13 protein-coding genes are annotated in these 18,292 nt (G+C 71.5%); all 13 read right to left on the bottom strand.

What is annotated here, in order from left to right:
• The 13 genes from ACFY01_RS17105 to ACFY01_RS17045 are packed head-to-tail and all read right to left on the bottom strand — an operon-like array spanning position 1 to position 18,246.
• Positions 1 to 648, bottom strand: a complete 648-nt coding sequence (locus ACFY01_RS17105) for a PIG-L deacetylase family protein (protein WP_390736504.1) — start codon at positions 646 to 648, stop codon at positions 1 to 3.
• Positions 645 to 1,451 (bottom strand): glucose-1-phosphate cytidylyltransferase, encoded by an 807-nt coding sequence (locus ACFY01_RS17100; RefSeq protein ID WP_390736503.1) that lies wholly within the window; start codon positions 1,449 to 1,451, stop codon positions 645 to 647. Before ACFY01_RS17100 ends, ACFY01_RS17105 begins: the two co-directional genes overlap by 4 nt.
• On the bottom strand, positions 1,448 to 2,683 hold the full coding sequence (locus ACFY01_RS17095) for a class I SAM-dependent methyltransferase (RefSeq protein ID WP_390736502.1): 1,236 nt from the start codon (positions 2,681 to 2,683) through the stop codon (positions 1,448 to 1,450). Before ACFY01_RS17095 ends, ACFY01_RS17100 begins: the two co-directional genes overlap by 4 nt.
• Positions 2,680 to 3,888: a glycosyltransferase gene (locus tag ACFY01_RS17090; RefSeq protein WP_390736501.1), complete on the bottom strand. Its 1,209-nt coding sequence runs from the start codon at positions 3,886 to 3,888 to the stop codon at positions 2,680 to 2,682. The genes ACFY01_RS17095 and ACFY01_RS17090 overlap by 4 nt, the downstream gene beginning before the upstream one ends.
• 2 nt (positions 3,889 to 3,890) lie before the next feature.
• Positions 3,891 to 5,123 (bottom strand): O-antigen ligase domain-containing protein, encoded by a 1,233-nt coding sequence (locus tag ACFY01_RS17085; RefSeq protein ID WP_390736696.1) that lies wholly within the window; start codon positions 5,121 to 5,123, stop codon positions 3,891 to 3,893.
• A gap of 1 nt (position 5,124) precedes the next feature.
• Positions 5,125 to 6,645, bottom strand: a complete 1,521-nt coding sequence (locus ACFY01_RS17080; protein WP_390736500.1) for a right-handed parallel beta-helix repeat-containing protein — start codon at positions 6,643 to 6,645, stop codon at positions 5,125 to 5,127.
• A 16-nt stretch (positions 6,646 to 6,661) separates the two neighbouring features.
• Entirely contained in the window at positions 6,662 to 8,605 is a 1,944-nt protein-coding gene (locus ACFY01_RS17075) for an alginate lyase family protein (RefSeq protein ID WP_390736499.1), read from the bottom strand.
• Positions 8,602 to 10,782, bottom strand: a complete 2,181-nt coding sequence (locus ACFY01_RS17070; protein ID WP_390736498.1) for a bi-domain-containing oxidoreductase — start codon at positions 10,780 to 10,782, stop codon at positions 8,602 to 8,604. Before ACFY01_RS17070 ends, ACFY01_RS17075 begins: the two co-directional genes overlap by 4 nt.
• A 17-nt stretch (positions 10,783 to 10,799) precedes the next feature.
• Complete coding sequence (gene asnB / locus ACFY01_RS17065) at positions 10,800 to 12,734, bottom strand: asparagine synthase (glutamine-hydrolyzing) (RefSeq protein ID WP_390736497.1); 1,935 nt, start codon at positions 12,732 to 12,734, stop codon at positions 10,800 to 10,802.
• 3 nt (positions 12,735 to 12,737) lie between these two features.
• Positions 12,738 to 14,291 (bottom strand): Wzz/FepE/Etk N-terminal domain-containing protein, encoded by a 1,554-nt coding sequence (locus ACFY01_RS17060; protein WP_390736496.1) that lies wholly within the window; start codon positions 14,289 to 14,291, stop codon positions 12,738 to 12,740.
• Positions 14,288 to 15,658 (bottom strand): Wzz/FepE/Etk N-terminal domain-containing protein, encoded by a 1,371-nt coding sequence (locus ACFY01_RS17055; RefSeq protein ID WP_390736495.1) that lies wholly within the window; start codon positions 15,656 to 15,658, stop codon positions 14,288 to 14,290. Before ACFY01_RS17055 ends, ACFY01_RS17060 begins: the two co-directional genes overlap by 4 nt.
• Entirely contained in the window at positions 15,648 to 16,931 is a 1,284-nt protein-coding gene (locus ACFY01_RS17050) for a glycosyltransferase family 4 protein (protein WP_390736494.1), read from the bottom strand. The genes ACFY01_RS17055 and ACFY01_RS17050 overlap by 11 nt, the downstream gene beginning before the upstream one ends.
• The gene (locus ACFY01_RS17045) at positions 16,921 to 18,246 is read right to left on the bottom strand and encodes a nucleotide sugar dehydrogenase (RefSeq protein ID WP_390736493.1); all 1,326 of its coding nucleotides are present in this window, start codon (positions 18,244 to 18,246) and stop codon (positions 16,921 to 16,923) included. Before ACFY01_RS17045 ends, ACFY01_RS17050 begins: the two co-directional genes overlap by 11 nt.
• Between the last annotated feature and the right edge of the window lie 46 nt (positions 18,247 to 18,292).

The raw sequence follows: 18,292 nt of genomic DNA, 5'->3' as shown, positions 1-18,292 counted from the left end.
TCAACCCCCCAGGTTGAGCATGAGTTTGGTGACGGCGAACGCTTCGGCGTATCGCTCGTGGCATTCGATGCCGCGGATCCGCGCGAGGCCGAGAAAGGCCTCCCGGTCGTACCAGGGCCGGTGCCGCTGAGAGGGGTAGTGCTCCTGCAACAGCCGGACCTTCTCCTCGGCGGTCTCCGCCGACAGCGGCTGGTACGCCGCCTGACGGCCGAGGTCGCCGTCCCACTTGACGATCTCGTAGCCGAGCACGAGGTGGTCGCGGAAGGCGGTGGGTATCAGCCGTGCCAGGCCGCGGTGGTCCTGGTGCGCGTCATCGGTGCGCGGGGCCAGGATCAGATCCGGGTCGCCCTGCTCGCGCAGTTCCTCGACCGCGGCCTTGGCCTCCTCCCAGTGCGCGGGCATCCGGCCGTCCGGCAGCTTGTGCACGGTCAGCCGCAGGTCGGCGTCCGGGCAGAAGGCGGCGAGCGCGGCCTGCTCCTCCTGCTCCCGCTCGCTGCCGCCGCCGGACAGCACCAGCGCGTCGACACGGATGCCCGGCCGTGCACGGCACAGCGTCAGCAGCGTGCCGCCCGCGCCGATGGCGATGTCGTCGCAGTGCGCGCCGACGGCGACGATCCGGTCCGGGCGCCCGGCCCCCAGCCGGATCACGCGGTCACCCCCGCGCCCGCTGCCGCTCCGTCCCGTTCCCACACGGCCCACGGGCGGTCGCCCCGGGCGTACGCCTCGTCGAGCGCGGCCCGCTCCTTCACGGTGTCGGTCGGCTTCCAGAACCCGCGGTGCTGGTGCGCCACCAGCCTTCCCCGCTTGGCCAGTTGGGCGCATCCGTCGGCGACCAGGTCTCCGCCCTCCGGGATGTGGTCGAAGACCTCCTGGCGGAGCACGAAGTAGCCGCCGTTCTCCCACAGCGGCAGTTCACTCACCGCGGTGATGCCGCCCACCAGACCGTCCTCGCCCAGGTCCACGCAGTGGAACGAGGACTGCGGCGGCACCACCATCATCGACGCACCGGCGTCGCGCCGGGCGAAGTTCTCGATCATCTCCGGCAGCGGGGCGTCGGTGAGCACGTCGGCGTAGTTGGCGAGGAACATCTCGTCGCCGTCCAGGTGGTGCCGCACCCGGCGCAGCCGCTCCCCGATCGGTGACTCGATGCCGGTCTGCGCGAACGTGATCGTCCAGTCGGCGATGTCGGTGGACAGCAGTTCGGTCCGCCCGCCCCGCAGCACGAAGTCGTTGGACGTCGTCTCCTCGTAGTTGAGGAAGAAGTCCTTGATGTGATGCGCCCCGTACCCGAGGCACAGGATGAACTCCTTGTGCCCGAAGTGCGCGTAGTAGCGCATGACATGCCAGATCAGCGGCCGCGGGCCGACCATCGCCATCGGCTTGGGCACGTCGTCCGAGGCACCGCTGCGCATCCGCATCCCGTAACCGCCGCAGAACAGTACGACCTTCATCGCTCGACCTCGACAATGCTCAGTTCCGGGATGGGAAAGACCAGCCGGCCGCCCCACTCGTGCACGAAGGACAGCTGCTCGACCAGCTCGGCCCGCAGGTTCCACGGGAGGACGAGGACGTAGTCCGGCTTGTCGGCGGCTATCTGCTCGGGCGGCAGGATCGGGATGCGGGTGCCCGGGGTGAACCTGCCGTGCTTGTACGGGTTGCGGTCGACCGTGTACGCGAGCAGGTCGGGCCGGATTCCACAGTGGTTGAGCAGGGTGTTGCCCTTGCCCGGGGCGCCGTAGCCGACGACCGTCTCGCCGCGCTCGGCCGCCTCGATGAGGAACTTGAGCAGGTCCCGGCGCACCTTGGCCACCCGGGCGGAGAACTCCGTGTACCCGGACAGCTCCTGCAACCCGGCGGCCTTCTCCCGGGCCAGCACGTCGGCCACCCGCTGCGTCGGCTCGCCGGCCACCTCGGCCGGCCGGGCCCACAGCCGGATGGAGCCGCCATGCGTGGGCAGCAACTCGACGTCCACGAGCGCGAGTCCGCCGCTCGCCAGCGCCCGGATCGCGGAGGCGACCGTGTAGTACTGGAAGTGCTCGTGGTAGATCGTGTCGTACTGGTTCTCCTCGATCAGGGTCAGCAGGTGCTGCACCTCGATGGACACCCAGCCGTCGTCGGCCACCAGGGCGCGCAGCCCCCGGGTGAACCCGACCACGTCGGGGATGTGCGCGTACACGTTGTTGGCCACGACCAGGTCCGCCGGGCCGTGCTCGGCGCGGACGGCCGAGCCGGTGTCCGGGCTCAGGAACTCCGTGAGCGTGGGCACACCCGCGTCCCGCGCCGCGGCACCGACGTTCACCGACGGCTCGATGCCGAGGCAACGGATCCGGCGGTCCACCACGTGCCTCAGCAGGTAGCCGTCGTTGCTCGCCACCTCGACCACGAAGGCGTCACGGCCGAGCCCCACCCGCTGCACGGCGTCGGCGACGAACGTGCGCGCGTGCTCCACCCAGGAGGTCGAGTACGAGGAGAAGTACGCGTACTCCTTGAACGTCTCCTCCGGCGTGATCAGCGGCGGGATCTGCGCGAGCCAGCAGTCGGTGCAGACCCGCAGGTGCAGCGGGTAAGCGGGTTCCGGCCGGTCCAGTTGGTCCGCGGCGAGAAAGCTCTCGCACGGTGGCGTCGCCCCGAGATCGACGACGCTCGCCAGCGTCGCCGAGCCGCAGAGTCGGCATCGTGTCATTTACTGCCCCCCATTGATTCCATCCGATCCGCGATCGCGGTGCGGTACCCCTCCACCAGGCGCTCCAGCCCGACGGCCGGGCTGAAACCCTGTTCGTAACGGAGCCGGGCCGCCTGGCCCATCTCCCGGTTGCGGTCCGGCCCGGCCGTGATCCGGCGCAGGCAGGACACGAGCGAGGCGGGCTCGCCCGGCCGGTGCAGCAGCCCGGTCACGCCGTCGTCGACGAGTTCGACGAAGGCGCCGTGGCCGGCGGCGACGACCGGGACCCCGGCCGCCATCGCCTCCACGACCACCAGGCCGAACGCCTCCAGCCACGTCGAGGGAGCCACCACGGCGACCGATCGCGCGATGGTCTTCCGGCACTCCGCCGGGTCCAGCAGACCGACGTAGCGCACGTCGTCCCGGCCCGCCGCCCAGGCGGTCACCTCTCGCTCCAGTGGACCCGTGCCGGCGATCACGAGCGGTACGCCCACACCGCCGCTCGCCGTGATCTCGTCCCACGCGGCCATGAGCAGCCGCACACCCTTGGCCTCCGCGAGCCGGCCGAGATAGAGCAGATACTCGCCCGCCCCCACACGGCCGGCGCCCGGGTCGGGCACGAAGTTGTGCTTCACCGCCAGCCGCTCGGCCGGCATCCCGGCCCCCACCAGCACGTCGCGCTGCGCCGCGGAGATGCAGAAGAACCGCTCCACGCCGGACCACCACCGCCTCCGGTTGACCGACATGCTGACCGCGAGGGGCACCGTCGCCAGCCGGGAACTCCGGTAGCAGCCGTGCCGGACGGCGGGCAGCGGCGCCGACCCGACGCACTCGGTGCACGGCCGGCCGTCCCGTTGGAGGGTGCCGGGCGGGCAGACCTGGGTGTAGTTGTGCAGCGTGGCGACGGCGGGCACGCCGGCGTCGGCGCAGCCGGCGAGCACCGCGGGCGACAGGAGCGGGAAGACGTTGTGGACGTGGACCACGTCCGGCCGCTCGGCGCGCAGCCGGGCGGCGAGCTCCGCGCGGACCGCCGGGTTCCACGGCACGAGGAGCGGCACCGCGGCCTTGCCGAGCAGGGACCGGGCGGCGATGTCGTCGCTGCGCCGCTCGAACACCCCGACCTGGTGGCCGGCCGCGCGCAGCAGCTCCACCTCCTGGTCGACGACCATGTTCTCCCCGCTCGGCTGCGCCGAGGCGTAGCGGTTGTGCACCACGAGAACGTGCATGCTCAGGTCACCTCCGATCTCCGGGCCCAGCGCGGGACGTGCCGACGCGGGACTTCGGGCGCCGCGAGCGGAGCCGCCCCGGCAGGTGCCGCCAACAGCGAGGCGGCCAGGGCCAGATGCAGCAGATACGGCGAGGCGTCGCCAAGACCGGCCTCGGTGTACGACGCGATCGCGCAGTAGCTGATCAGAAAGATCGCGCAGGCCCGCTGGAGCGACGGTGGCCGCAGCAACGCGACGCCCCCCAGCACGATGATGATCGCCGCGACCAGGCTGACGCCGACCAGACCCTGCTCGTTGTAGACGGCCAGCCAGCTGTTGTCGATCGGCAGCCCGCCGAACGACTTGTCGCCCAGGCCCACGCCGAACAACTTCTCCCCGGTCGTCCGGGGCGCGGCCAGCAGGGCGTCCCAGACCTTGGCCCGACCGGTGAGGCTGGAGAAGTTCTCCTTGCTCTGTCCGCGCAGGAACCACGCCTGGAGCACGGAGGCGAACCCCACCGCGACCACCGTGGCGCACAGCACCGCCCAGGTGAAGAAGCGACGGGCCGCGGCGCTCGTGAGGAGGAGCGAGCCGATCGCCAGCACCAGCCCGAGCAGCAGCCCCAGCGTGGCCGTCCGGGTATGGGTCAGCGCGAGCAGGACGAGTGAGGGCACGATGACCATGGCCGCACTGGTCCTGTCGGTCCGGCCCCCCAGGAGGAGCAGCGCGGTGAGCCCGATGATCACCGCGGCGTACTGTCCGATCTGCGGCGGGGTGAGCGGCCACAGCGCGCCGACCAGACGCCCGCCGTAGAGGTCGGGCAGGGCGGCGCCCGGTGAGACGACCAGGCCGGCGGCCACCGTCCCGAGCACCGCGAAGTACATCCGGACGTGGTGCCGGACGAACGTCAGGCCGCCGTCCCACCAGCGGCTGAGCAGCCACAGGGTGCCGACGAAGAGAGCCAGCCGGAAGCAGCGGAACAGCGCACCGAACCCGGACTGGAGGTCCGCGCTGGAGATCACGCTCGAAACCAGCAGCAGGGTGAGCAGGAACACGTACGCACTGGCTCGGACGCGCAGCCGGAGATTGACCGCGAGCGCCAGCGCGAACGCGGCGACCAGCGCGCCCATGGTGACCATCTGGATGAGGGAGCGGGGCAGCGGGACGATGGTCTTCGCCCCGGCGGAGCCGAGCGTGTTGAGGACCAGCAGCCCCCAGACTGTCCCGACGATCTTCGGCGTGTGGTCCGTGTCCAGCTCAACCACCGTCCCCTGCGCGGAAGGTGCTGTCCGCGTCCTGCTGGTACGGCGCGCCCTGCCACTGCCAGGAGTCGAGTGTCCGGCTCGGGTCGTGGGCGACGAACTTCCACGGCCCGACGTAGACGTTGTCGTGCCAGCGGTTGTGCTGCCTGAGCGTGATCGCCTCGGCCACCTGGTCGCCCTGGTACGGCGACCAGTCCGGATAGGTGCCGTAGTTGGCCAGCACCGCCATTCGGTCGCAGTCCACCGTGCAGTCGACGACGGACTTGTCCAGTACGAAGCGGTTGCCGTGGATGTCCACCCGCTGGGTCTTCCACCGGCAGTCGGCGTAGAGCGGTGGCTCGGCGATCGCCGGCTTCGCGCAGCGGCCGGTGTCCCGGACCAGCAAGGTGCAGTCACCGGACGAGGTGTTGGCCGGGCTGTTGCAGAACCGGTCGGCGTTTTCCCACAGGGTGATCCCGGACCAGTTGTTCTCCAGCACGTTCCGGTAGATCTCGATCTTGTTCGTGCGGGCTTCGACCCGTGGTTCGCCGCCCGACTCGGACAGGTAGACCGTCGCGAACGGGAAATTGTCGCCGCGGTCGGCTGCCTTGCGGCCCTCGACCCAGTTGTTCCGCCGGATCATGTTGTTCCGGATGACCGCGTTGTAGCTGGTCTCATAGATCAGCGCGGCACCGTCGTTGGCCTCGAGCACGTTGTTCTCGATACGGAAGTCGTTGTTGTCGGTGTCCGCCCACAACCCGGGTCCGCGGTTGTCGTGCACCCAATTGCCACGCACGTCCGCGCCGTTGACGGCCCAGAACTTCACGCCTCCGGTGCAACCGCAGCCCTTCCGCCGCCGCTCCCAGTCGCCGGTGTTGTTGCCCACGATCTCGTTGCCCTCGACCACCAGGCCACTGATACGGCCTTTGGCCTTGTACGCGTTCATGCCGTACTGACCGTTGCCGCGCAGGCAGCTGGCGCGGAGCCGCTGGCGGTCACCGGCCATCAGCCCGGCACCGGAGTTGTCCTGGATCGTCGTGTGCTCGATGACCCACCCGTCGGCCGAGTCATGGTTGACCACGCCCTCGTCCTGCGGCGCCACGAAACCCCGCACGGTCAGGTACCGGATGGTGACATCGCGGGCACCGCCGCCGAACGCGTACTGGTTCTTCTTCCGGCCGTCGAGCACCGCGCCCGGCGCGCCGATGTAGCGGTCCCCCTTCTTGGGGATGACCTGGGCATAGCGGTCCGCTTCGAGCCTGTGCCTGCCCGGCCGAAGCCAGAAGGTGGTGTTCGCCGGGTTCGTCTTGGTCTTCGCCGCCAGGTCACCGACCACCGCGGGGTCGACCGTCACCGCACCCGCCGGCGCCTTCGCCTGCCCGGCCGGGGGCTTGGCGCACACCCGGGCCACGGCCACGGACGTGGATGTCGGGGCGGTCGGCTCCGCCCGGGCGGTCGGCATCCTCGTACAACCGGCCGCCGCCAGCAGGACCAGCGCCGCGGCCGGCAGTGTCCGGCACCGCCACTTGATCCCCACGCCTCCTCCTCCCTCCCTAGCCGCGGAACCTGAGCACGGTGGTGAACCCCTCCACACCGTCGGCGACGCCGGTACCGATCAGCGTGGTGGTGGGTTCCTTCCGTCCGAAGCCGGCGGAGTACCAGCCCAGCGGCGGTTCGGTCTCGCCGCGATGCGCCCGCCACGTCAGCTGCCCCGGCAGGTCGAGCACCGCGGAGCGGTCCTCGCCGTCCCGAGTCCAGGTGAGCTGCGCCCGGTTCCCCAGCAGGTCCGCGGCGATCGCCGGGCCGAGGTGGAACGCCAGCCGCACGGTCCGGCCCGGGCCGCGCACCTCGTCGACCACCGTCAGCTCCTGGCCCGCGGCCGCCAGTTCCACCCGGCGGCGATGCACGGCGCCCTGGTACCCGTCGTGCTCGGCACACCAGCGAGCGACGTCCCCGCCGGACGTGTCCGCGGCCAGGACGCGGGTGCGGGCGTGCCGGGTCCACAGGAACGGGCCGCCGGAGACGGACTGGTCGGTGCCGTCCAGTTGCAGCGTGTTGTGGCCGAGGGTCGACCGGAAGTACTGCCGCCAGTCGGGCTGCCCGTGGTAGCAGTACGTCCCCGGGTCGGCGAGCACGTCGACCCCGTCGTGCCGGACCTCCACGGACAGCGCGTCCGCGTGGGCATGCGCGGCGATGGACAGGAAGCCGTGCGGACCGCCGTCGCAGCGGCACCAGATCTCCTCCGGCCCGCGCAGGATGGTCATGCCCGCGTCGGCGAAGTGCGCGGGCCGCTCCGCCGGGCGGCGCACGGACGGCTCCGTGGGCTTGATGAGCGCGGCCAGCAGCGTGGTGCGCACGTCGGTGCCGGTCACCTCCGGCCACCAGGGGAGCCGGCCGAACACGGCGTCCCCGGTGGCGAGCAGCGAGCCCCAGCGGTCGGTGCCCGCGCCGTCCACGACCAGGCCGTACCCGTCGTCCGCGTCCCCCTGACGCGGTGGCCGGAGCCGGTTGTCCACGACGGCCGCGAGCGCGTCGGTCATCCGCAGCAGCACCAGGCGGATCGACGCGGGCACCGGTACGTCGGCGGCGTCCGCCTCGGCCACGGCGGCCAGGCCGAGTTCGAGGACGAGTCCGTGGTACTCGGTGGCCAGCTCACGGTTGAGTCCGGAAAGGTAGGTGTTGCCGCGCAGGTGCCGGTCCAGCGACCGCAGCGCGTCGGCCCGCCAACGCCCCGACGCGGGGAACCAGTCGAACGCGCAGGCCGCTGCGAACTGCCCGGCGGCCTCGGCGATGACGTGGTTGTTCGCCGAAGAGCCCCGGCTGGGGAAGGCGGCCAGCCAGCGCTGGTGGTGCCAGATCTGGTTCCGCGCCACCGGATTGCCCTCGAACAGTCCGGCCGCGCCCGGCCAGCCGTCGAGCAGCCGGCGGATCCACACCCAGGACAGCAGCCGGATGCCCAGCTCGATGCCGCTGATCCAATGGACGCCCCGAAGCGGGGGGTTGGCCGCCCACCACGACCGCAGGTGTTCGGCCACGCGCTCGGCGTACCGCTCGTTCCCGGTGATCGCGTAGGCGGCGGCGAGCTGGGTGAGGTACTGGTGCCGGGACAGCTCCCAGATCTGTTTTATGTCCCCGACCGCGTCCTCGTTCCGGTACGGCACGTCGAAGGCGTAGCCCCAGGGAGCCCGGCGCCCGGTCTTCGGATCGCACCACCAGTCCGGGTCGGCCAGGTCGTCGCGGACCACCCCGAAGTACTCGGCGTGCCCGTCCATCAGCCGGTCCGCCTCGGCGATGAGGCGTTTCGCGGCGTCGGGAGGTACGGCGGCGATCGTCCCGGAGGGCAGGACCGCGGTGAACCGGGCGCCGGTCACGCTCGGGCAGTCGGGCGGCGCCGACCGCCACCGCCGCCTGCGCACCGCGTCGCCCACCCGGCCCGCGACCTCCTGCGGTGCCATCCGGGACAGCCGCCGCAGGTACCAGCCCGCGCTCATGGTCATCGTGCCTTCTCCAACGTCACCGGCGCGCCGCTCGCCAGGCCGGCCTGCACGGCGAGGGTGGCCGCCGTGGTGGCGACCAGCGACTGAAGCGGCACCGGCATCGGCCCGCCGGTCCGCACGGCCTTGACGAACGCGGCCAGTTCGGCGTTCTGGCCCTTGTCCCGGGCCTTGGGCAGCCGCGAACTGACCCACCGCTTGCGGCCATAGACCGATGCGCGGACGAAGTCGTCGAGCCGCAGCGCGCGGCCGTCCGCCACCAGGTCCAGCGTCTCCTTGGGGAAGCCCGCCGGGCCGGTGGTGACGTAGCTGATGGTGGCGGTGGACCCGTCCGGGTAACGCAGCACGACCTGGAGGTCCTCGTTGCCGGACGTTGCGACCGCGTACACCGAGACCGGGTCGGCCTCCAGCAGCCAGCTCGCCGTGTCGATGAAGTGTCCGCCCTCGCCGGCGAACCGTGAGCCCTCGGTGCCCTGTTGGAGGTACCAGCTGCCGTGCTGCAATCGGCCCGCGTTGACCAGGTAGCGGAGGTTCGCCGGGCCGGTGCGGACTCCGAACCGCTTCCTGGCCTCCTGAAGCAGCGGCGCGAACCGGCGGTTGAAGCCCACTTGGAGCCGGTCGTTGCCGGACTCCTCCACCGCCGCCAGTACGCCCGCCAGTTCGTCCTCGGTGAGGGCCAGGGGCTTCTCCACGAACACCGTCTTGCCGGCCAGCAGCGCCTTGCGGGTCAGTTCGGCGTGCGAGCTGTGCCGGGTGACGACGAACACCGCGTCGATGGACTTGTCGCCGAGCACGGCGTCGAGATCGGTGGTCGCCTCGGCGAAGCCGAACTTCCGCTTGGCGTTGGCCGCGGACAGTGCCGTCGTGGTGACGACGGTCGACAGCTCGACGCCCTCGCGCTGTGCCAGGTGCGGCAGCAGCATCGACGTCGCGTAGTTCCCGGCGCCGACGAACGCCAGCTTCACCGGCGTGCTGGTGGCGCGGGCCGGACTCGGCCTCGCGTTCACGGCGGGCACGGCCATCACCGGGTCCGCCGCTTCCTCCGTGTCCTGCGTCTGCTCCGGGTACCGGAACAGCACGGCCACGGCCTTCAACTCACCGTCCTTCAGACGCCGGTACGTCTCGACCGCGTCGTCGAAGTCGGCGACGTGGGAGACCAGGGGCTCCACGTCGACGCCGCCGCGGGCGACGAGGTCGAGGAAGCACGCCAGGTTGCGGCGCTCGGTCCAGCGAACGTAGCCGATCGGGTAGTCGCGCCCCTCGAGCTCGTACTCCGGGTCGTAGCGCCCGGGGCCGTAACTGCGGGAGAACCTGACGTCGAGTTCCTTCTCGTAGTACGCGTTCCAGGGCAGGTCCAGGCGGCACTTGCCGATGTCGACGACCCGGCCGCGGTCCCGGCAGAGCCGGGCGGCCAGCTCGACGGGCTGGTTGCTGCCGCCGCCGGCCGCCAGGTACACCTGGTCCACGCCGTGACCGTCGGTGAGTTCGGCGACGGCGGTCTCCACGGCCGCGGAGGCGGGATCGCCGCAGGCCGCCGCGCCCAGGCGCTCGGCGAGCTCGCAGCGCACCGGGTCGGGGTCGGCCCCGACGACGCGGACACCCGAGGCGGCCAGGAGCTGCACCACCAGCTGCCCGATCAGTCCGAGGCCGATGACCAGTGCCACCTCTCCGAGCTGCGGCTCGCCCTGGCGTACGCCCTGCATCGCGATCGACCCGACGGTGCCGAAGGCCGCGTGCCGCGGGGCGAGACCGTCCGGCACCGGGGTGTAGAGGTTCTTCGGCACCCAGTTCAGCTCGGCGTGCAGCGCGTGCTCGTTGCCCGCACATGCCACGAGGTCGCCGACCTTCACATCGTCGATCCCGGCGCCGACCTGCTCGACCACCCCGCACAGCGAGTAGCCCAGCGGCGTGTAGGAGTCCAGCTTGCCCATCACCTTGCGGTAGGTGGCGGGCACCCCGTTGGTGGCCACGCTCTGCATGACCTTGGCCACCTGGTCGGGCCGGGAGCGGGCCTTGCCCAGCATCGACATGCCGGCCTCGGACACCTTCATCAGCTCGGTGCCGGTGGAGATCAGCGAGTAGGCGCTGCGGACCAGCACACCGCCCGGCTTGCACCCCGGTACCGGAACGTCGAGCACCGCCAGCTCGCCGCTCTTGTAGTTCTGTACAACCTGCTTCACCCGAACTCCTCTGATTCCTAAGCCGTCATCCGAGTGCTCTGGCCGGACCCAGAGGTCGCGTCGCGATACCAGTACTCGAGGGTCAGTACGTGCCACAGATGCTTGGAGAAGTCCTGCTGCCCGGCGGCGTCCTCGGCGACCATGCGCGCGAGTGCGTCACGGCGCAGGAACCCGGAACGGACGAGCTCGCCGTCGTTGACCACCTCGCGCACCAGCGGTGCCAGATCCCGGCTCATCCAGGCCCGCAGCGGGGCGCTGAACAGGCCCTTGGGCCGGTACACGATCTCCCGAGGCAGGATCGAGGTGGCCGCCTCCTTCAGGACCGCCTTGCCCTGCCGTCCGGCGATCTTGCGGTCGCCGGGCACGGCGAACGCCGCCCTGACCACCTCGACGTCCACGTACGGCACGCGTACCTCGGTCGACGCGGCCATGCTGGAGCGGTCCGTGTACGTGAGGTTCAGGCCCGGCAGGAACATCCGGGCGTCGGTGAGGCACATGCGGTTGACGAAGTCGTCGAGGTCGTTGTCCCGGTAGACGTCGGCGTGCTCGGTCAGCACGTCCTCGACCGTCCCGGCCAGGTTCGGATCGAGCAGGGCGAGCAACTCGTCCTGGTCGTACATGGTGTAGCTGCGCCGGAAGGCGGTCTCCTCCGGCAGCTCGGCGAAGGAGAGGAACCGCTTCGCGAAGCGCACCGACCGGTACCCCCGGCGGCTCGTCGCGACCGGCAGACGGTCCACGGCCCCGGACACCGCGCGTCGGAGGGGCCGCGGGACGCGCTGGTAGCGCAGCGCGATCAGGTTGGCCAGGTGTTTGCGGTACCCGGCGAACAGTTCGTCCGCGCCCATCCCCGAGAGCATCACCTTCACCCCGGCCTCGCGTGCGGCCGAGCAGATCAGGTACGTGTTGATCGCGGCGGGGTCGCCGATCGGCTCGTCCAGGTGGTGCGTCATCCGGGGCAGCAGGTCGAGCACGTTCGGCGCGATCTCGATCTCGTGCAGGTCGACGCCGAACCGCTCGGCCACCTGCCGGGCGTAACGCAGGTCGTCCGGCATCGCCTCGAACCTGGCGTCCTCGGCGCGGAACCCGATCGTGTAGGCGGAGATCCCCGGCTGGTGGCGGGCCGCCAGCGCGGTCAGGTAGCTGGAGTCGAGGCCGCCGGAGAGGAAGGTCGCCACGGGGACGTCGGAGAGCAGGTGGCGCCGGGTCGACTCCTCGACGACGGCGGCCAGGTCGGGCTGCTCACCGGCCCGAGCGCGCTCCCGGCCCTCGGCGGCGACGTCCTTCAGGTGCCAGAACCGGCCGCGTTCCACCCGGCCGTCGGGCCGGCACCTCAACCAGCTTCCCGGCGGCAGCTTCTCCGTCTCACGGAACGCGCACCGCGAGTCCGGCACCCAGTAGTACAGCAGCGAGGCCACCAGCGCCGCGTGATCGACCTCCAGCGCCCCGCCGGTCGCGGCGGTGAGCGCCTTGAGTTCGGAGGCGAACACCAGGCCCTCGCCGCGCCGGAGCAGGAACAGTGGCTTGATGCCCAACTGGTCTCGGGCCAGCACCAGTTCACCGGTGCGCTCGTCGAAGATCCCGAAGGCGAACATGCCGCGCAGCCGGGGCAGGCAGTCCGTGCCCCAGCGCCGCCAGGCCTCGAGGAGCACCTCGGTGTCGGAGGTACCGCGGAAGCGCACCCCGGCGGCCGTCAGCTCGGCACGCAGCTCGGGCGCGTTGTACAACTCGCCGTTGTACGTAAGGGCGAGGCCGTCCGAGACCATCGGCTGGGCGCCGGTCTCGGACAGGTCGACGATGGCCAGCCGGCGGTGCCCGAGGTGCACCTCGCCGTCACCGACGAAGTGGCTGTAGCGGCCCGCCCCGTCCGGGCCGCGGTGGGCGAGGGTGTCGGTGAGCCGGTCGGTCACGATCTTCCCGTCGGGCCATCGGTAAGTGCCTGCGATGCCACACATGTCCTACCGTGCCTCCTGGTTGCTGTCCGGGACCCGTGCCGCCCACATCGGCAGCCGTTCCGTCTGCGACCGGCCCTCCCCGACCGCCGGAACGGCGTGGGAGGTACCCCCACCGTTCTGCCGGGCCCGCCGCTCGTTCTGGCCGCGCAGCGCGATGTCCAGCCCGTCCCACAGCGTGCCGTCGGTCCGGTCCCGCGGATCGGGGTCGATCAGCACCACACCGATCACCGGAATGCGCTGGTCCGCGAGCTGCCGCGCCACGGTGTGCAGCCATGCGGCGCTGCCGTGCCCGGCACGCACGACGAGCACGGTCTGGGTGCCGAGGTAGTGGAGGTCGGTCCACGCGGTACCGGGTGCGACCGAGCCGACGCCGAGCAGGCGCCCCTGATCCGGCACGGCCGCGGCACGCTCGCCGCTGACCACGGTGGGATCTGAGGGCTTCGGGCGGCGAGAAGCGAGCTGCGGCCCGGGCAGACCGTCGATGACGACCACGGGCCCTTCGTCCGCCAGCGCCCTGGCGACGTTCAGCGCGATCACGCTCGTGCTGCGCGCACAGCCCAGTTCCAGCAGCGACACCGGTTCCGCGGAGCCGCGCACGGTGCGGGCCAGGGACGCGGTGAGCCGCTCGCGTGCCATCCGGGTCCGTCGGCGCTGCCACAGCCTGCCCGACCGGCGGGGCAGCTCCGCGATGACCGAGGCACCCAGGTTCGCCGCGATGTCCCGGCGCAGCACGGGGCGGTCCGCCACCACCGTGCCGACCGCGGCCAGCGCGAGCCCGAGGACGAGCCCGAGGACGAACCCGACCACGGCGTCGGTGACAGCCGCCTTGGGCAGGGAGTGTCGCACCGCGCGCGGATCGTCCACGATCTGCGTGCCGGCGACGACGTTGGGCGTGCCGGTGCGCGCCTCCGCGGCCCGCTGATCGAAGTCGGCGATCCGCGAGTTGAGTTCGGCCCGGCGGGCGAAGAGCGACTCGATGCTCGCCGACGCTTTCGGGTCGCTGTCCGGCGACCGGTCTCCGATCTCCTTGTTGACCTGGGCGAGCTCGTCACGTGTGCGGTCACGCTGGTCGAGCAGGGCTTTGGCCTCGGCCTGCGCGGCTTCCCGCATCCGCCGCACGTGGTCCGCGACGAACGCGTCGGCCAGCGCCTTGGCCCGGGCCACCGCTTCCGCGTCGCTGGCGCCGGTCACATCGATCTGGAGCAGGTTGTTGGTCAGGCCGGTACCCCGGTAGTCCCGCATGAAGTCCGCGGGTTTTTCCGGGGACTTGAGGGAGTGCAGGGCCATGCCGGCGATCCGCGTGGTCTGTAGCAGCTGGACGTCGGTGCGGATCAGCGTTCCGGTGTCGTTCGGCTGGTCCTCCGCGTGCGCGACCAGCACCTTGGTCACCGCGCTCGGCGGCGGCGGCATCAGGACCGCCAGCGCCGCACCGGCCAGCAGGCCGAGGAGCGCCATGGTGGACCACAGGCGGCGGCGCCTGCGCACCGCCACCACCAGCGCCTGAAGGTCGAGGAGCGGAGCGGCGGCCGACGACTCCTCAGTCGTGCTCGTCGTCACGCTGAACCTCCCGTCGCCTGGCCGCGCACCGCGAGTGCCAGAGTGGCGTCGTCCGGAAGTTCGCCGGCGGACCGCGTGGGCCGGGCCTGGACCAGGTCGGCGACGACGACGCCGACGACCTCGTGCCTGCCGTCCGCGCACGCCTCGGCGATGCCGGCGAGCTCCTCCGCGGTCCAGCTGCCCGGGCTGAGGACCACCAGGGCACCGTGCTCTGTGTCCCGGTCCGGCACCATCGGCCGGTCCACCGACACCTCCACCACCCGCAGCAGCGGATCGCTCTCGGCCTCGGCGACGAGCTGCCCGGCGGCCCGGCGGGCGATCTCGTCGCCGTCCGGGACGACAACCAGCAGCCGTCGGGGAGCCGGCATCCGGTCCCGGAGGCGTGCGCACACCCGCCGGTAGCGGAGCCGTCTGCCGGCCTCGTCGCCGGACTTCTGCGGGGCCGGGACGTCCCACCGGGTGTCGACGCCGAGGAGCCGGCGGATCCAGGATCGTCGGCCCCCGCCTTCTCGCCGGTGCGCGGACCGTTCACCGGGCACGTCGACGGTTCCCAGCGGCGCCGAGCCCAGTGCCGCGGCGATCTCCGGTTCGGTGCGCAGCCGGCGGTTCATCCGTGCGGCGACGAGATGGCCGATGACCGCGAGCAGGAAGAACAGCAGCGCCCCGGCGACGATGAGCTGCGTCCTCGTCGGCGGCGCCTCCCCGGTCGGCCGGGCGGCCGGGCCCATCACGACCATGCCTGCCTTGTTGGTCGCCGGGTTCGCCTCGTCCAGCTTCTTCATGGCGTCCTCCAGCGAGGTACGCAGGTTCTCGAGCGCGGTCCTGGCCTGCACACCCTCCACGGTCTGCCCCGGATCGGCCGCCTTGGCCAGGTCGGTGATGCGGCGGTTGGTCTCCTGCACCTTCTGCCGCAGCGCCTCGGTTCCGCCGGCCGCGCCGGCGTCGGTGCCGCTCCCCGCGATCTGCGCGGCGAACTGCACGAACTGCTGGGCCACCCGGTCGGCGAGTTGCTGCGCGTGCTCCGGGGTGTCGGCCGTACCCGAGATCGTGATGATGTTCCCGTCGGCGGCCTTGGCGCTCACCTGGTCCCGCAGGTCGGTGTCGCTAACGCCGGACCAGTGGAGGGCGCCGGCCGCGCGGTCGACCACCGCCGAACTGGTCGCGATGTCCACCTGGGTGAGCAGCTCGCGCTCCTCCCACTGCCCCGGCAGCAGTACCGGTGCCGACGCCGTGTAACGCGGCGGGAACACCACCACCGAGGCGCCGTAGCCGACGAGTGCGCCCACCACGGCGACGACGGCGAGAAGCCGCCACCGCCGACGGAATATCCGCCCGATCGTGACGAGGCGGATCGTGTCATCGCTCAACTGCGCTGCCTCTTCCTTGCCTCTTGCTTGTGCCGCCCGGACCGCCCGCCGACACCGGAGTGCGGTCACGGCACGCGGCGGCATAGGCGGCGAGCAGCGATGCCTGCGAGTTGCGCCAGGAAAGCTGCCCGCTGATCCGCTCCTGGCCGATCTTGCCCATCCGGGCCCGCTTCTCCGGATCGTCCAGCAACACCGCGATGAGCTTGGCGAATTGGGCCTCGTCGTTGGCGGGCGCGTAGACGGCGGCGTCACCGGCGGAGACGCGCGCCTCCTTCAGGTCGAACGAGACGATCGGCCGGCCCATCGCCATGTACTCCAGGACCTTGTTCATGGTCGACACGTCGTTGAGCGGATTGCGCGGGTCGGGGGAGAGGCACACGTCCGCGGTGGACAGGTAGCGCACCAGATCGGCGTCCGGAATACGCCCGGTGAACTGCACCTGCTCGGTGAGCCCGAGCCGCCGGGACAGCTCCACCATCGCGTCGAAGGCGTCGCCGGAGCCTACGAACACCGCGTGCCAGTCGGTCCGCCCGAACTCGTCGCGCAGCTTCGCCAGGGCGCGCAACGCGTAGTCGACGCCGTCCTGCGGACCCATGACGCCGAGGTAGCACAGCAGATGAGGCTTGTCGTGCTTCAACTCTGGCTCGGGCGGCACCGGTTGGAACCGCTCGATCTGCGGCGCGCTGCGCACCACGAAGACGTCCTCCGGCCGCCGCCCGCCACGGCGCACCGCGACGTCCCGGTAGCTCTCGTTCGTGGCGAGCACGATGTCCGCGGCCCGGTAGGTCCGCCGTTCCAGCGCGCACACGGCGCGGTAGAGCAGGTCTTCACCGCGGTCGAACCGGGAGAGGTACAGCTCGGGCACCAGGTCGTGCTGGTCGAAGACGAACCGCGCGCCGCGCCGCTTCAGCCACAGGGCCGGCAGGAACAGCAGGTCGGGCGGGTTGCAGGCGTGGACCACGTCGACCGGGCCGACCTTGCGGGCCAGCCGGGCCGTGTGCCACAACGCCGATCCGTACTCCCGTAGATAGCCGGTCGGTCCTCCGGTGGCCGCGCGCAACGGGTAGCGGTGGATCCGCACCCCGTCGATCTCGGCCTCCGCCTCCGTGTCCCGCTTGCTCCCCTGCGGACAGATGACGTGCACCGTCCAGCCCGCGTCGCGCAGCGTCGTGCACTCCTGCCACACCCGCCGGTCGAACGGCACCGACAGGTTCTCCACCAGGATGAGCGCGCGCCGCCCCGACCCGTCACCGCTGATCGCATCACCAAGCAAGGCCCACGTACCCCGGTTCGGCCCGGCGCGCCTCGGCGTCGGGAAGGCGGATGAGGTCGACGATCACCGGGCCGTCGCCATGGGGCAGCGCCGACAGCACGGCCGGGTCCCTGGTGCCGACCAGGCACACCTCGGCGTGCTCGAGCACCTCGTCGACGGACTCCGCGAGCAGCTGCGCGAGGTGCGGCAGCCGGTTCTCGATGTACTCGCGGTTCGCGCCGAGCAGCCGGGAGAGGCTCACGTTGGCGTCGTAGATCCGCAGGTCGTACCCCTTGCCGTGGAGCCTCTCGGCCAGTTCGACGAGCGGGCTCTCGCGGAGGTCGTCGGTGCCGGGTTTGAAGGAGAGCCCGAACATCCCCACCCGGCGCTTGCCGGTGCGCTCGACCAGCTCCACCGCGCGCTGGAGATGGTCGGAGTTGGAGGGCAGCACGTGCGCGAGGATGGGTACCGATACGTCGGCCCGCTGCGCCGCGTGGACCAGGCTGCGCAGGTCCTTGGGCAGGCAGGAGCCACCGAAGGCGAAGCCGGGCCGCAGGTAGGCGGGGCTGATGTTCAGCTTGCGGTCGGCCAGGAACACGTCCATCACCTGGTGCGAGTCCACCCCGAGCGCCTGGCACACCGCGCCCAGCTCGTTCGCGAAGCCGATCTTGAGGCCGTGGAACGCGTTGTCCGCGTACTTGATCGCCTCGGCCGTCTGGACCGGCACCCGGAACACCTCGCCGGGCAGGCCGTCGTACAGTGCCAGCACCGCGTCGCCGCTCGCCGGGTCGAGCTCGCCGATGACGGTCTTGGGCGGGTCGAAGAAGTCCCGCACGCTCGTGCCCTCGCGCAGGAACTCCGGGTTGACCGCGACCCCGACGTCCACCCCGGCCGTGCCGCCGACGTACTTCTCCAGGATCGGCACCAGCAGGTTCAGGCAGGTGCCCGGGAGCATGGTGCTGCGGAACACGACCGTGTGCCGGCCCCCTTGCTCGGCTCCCTCGGCCAGCGCGGCGCCGATCTGCTCGGTGACCCGCTCCAAGTACGTGGTGCACAGGCTGCCGTTGGGCTCCGACGGCGTGCCCACGCAGACGAGCGACACCTCACTGCCCATGATCGCTTCGCGGACGTCGCCGGTGGCGCGCAACGCTCCGGTCCGCACGACCTCGGCGATCAGCTCGCCGATCCGCTCCTCGACGACCGGGGCCTTGCCGTCGTTGACCAGGTCGACCTTGACCTGGTTCACGTCGACCCCGATGACCTCGTGTCCCATGCTGGCCAGGCACGCGGCCGACACGCAGCCCACGTAGCCGAGCCCGAAAACGCTGACTCTCATGATCAGTTCCTCCCCCAGGCAGGCCCTCTCGGGCCCTCGGTCCGCG

Source organism: Streptomyces sp. NPDC001480 (genome assembly GCF_042894725.1).
GTDB lineage: Bacteria > Actinomycetota > Actinomycetes > Streptomycetales > Streptomycetaceae > Streptomyces.
The sequence above is the reverse complement of the archived record's forward strand: the minus strand, read 5'-3'. Positions and strand labels throughout refer to the sequence as shown.

Excerpts from the sequence above, each read along its gene's own strand:
- asnB (WP_390736497.1), bottom strand. The coding sequence starts at position 12,734 with ATGTGTGGCATCGCAGGCACTTACCGATGGCCCGACGGGAAGATCGTG.
- ACFY01_RS17075 (WP_390736499.1), bottom strand. The coding sequence starts at position 8,605 with ATGACCATGAGCGCGGGCTGGTACCTGCGGCGGCTGTCCCGGATGGCA.
- ACFY01_RS17100 (WP_390736503.1), bottom strand. The coding sequence starts at position 1,451 with ATGAAGGTCGTACTGTTCTGCGGCGGTTACGGGATGCGGATGCGCAGC.
- ACFY01_RS17090 (WP_390736501.1), bottom strand. The coding sequence starts at position 3,888 with ATGCACGTTCTCGTGGTGCACAACCGCTACGCCTCGGCGCAGCCGAGC.
- ACFY01_RS17045 (WP_390736493.1), bottom strand. The coding sequence starts at position 18,246 with ATGAGAGTCAGCGTTTTCGGGCTCGGCTACGTGGGCTGCGTGTCGGCC.
- ACFY01_RS17095 (WP_390736502.1), bottom strand. The coding sequence starts at position 2,683 with ATGACACGATGCCGACTCTGCGGCTCGGCGACGCTGGCGAGCGTCGTC.